Annotated in this window: 3 tRNA genes; all 3 read right to left on the bottom strand. The window is 47.1% G+C overall.

The features are described 5' to 3' along the window. Positions 1-74: 74 nt before the first annotated feature. The 3 genes from AB3I12_RS13445 to AB3I12_RS13435 all read right to left on the bottom strand — a co-directional run bounded on the left by AB3I12_RS13445 (position 75) and on the right by AB3I12_RS13435 (position 360). A tRNA-Leu gene (locus AB3I12_RS13445) sits at positions 75-159 on the bottom strand. Between the two features lie 21 nt (positions 160-180). After that, positions 181-251 (bottom strand) — tRNA-Cys (locus tag AB3I12_RS13440). Between the two features lie 37 nt (positions 252-288). After that, positions 289-360 (bottom strand) — tRNA-Gln (locus AB3I12_RS13435). Positions 361-429 lie beyond the last annotated feature (69 nt).

The raw sequence follows: 429 nt of genomic DNA, 5'->3' as shown, positions 1-429 counted from the left end.
TCGCCACATTCGCCATTATAAACAATGTTATTTTATTTCTCAATAAAAAACTAAGATGTACTCATCTTAGTCAATACCGGCGGCCGGGGTCGAACCGGCACGCCCTCAACGGGCACTGGATTTTGAGTCCAGCGCGTCTGCCAATTCCGCCACGCCGGCAAGTTGATTTTATTAGTACTAAGGCGGTAACCGGATTTGAACCGGTGATGAAGGTTTTGCAGACCTCTGCCTTACCACTTGGCTATACCGCCATTATACTATTTTCAATCTATAAATTAAATTATAGAACTGGGGTAGCTGGATTCGAACCAACGCATGAGGGAGTCAAAGTCCCTTGCCTTACCGCTTGGCTATACCCCAATAAAGAAGGGCGAATGATGGGAATCGAACCCACGAATGCCGGAGCCACAATCCGGTGCGTTAACCACT

The sequence above is a fragment of the Enterococcus sp. C65 genome (assembly GCF_040887165.1).
Classification (GTDB): Bacteria; Bacillota; Bacilli; order Lactobacillales; family Enterococcaceae; genus Enterococcus_B; species Enterococcus_B hirae.
Note: the sequence above shows the minus strand (reverse complement) of the source record. Positions and strands in the feature narration are given on the sequence as shown.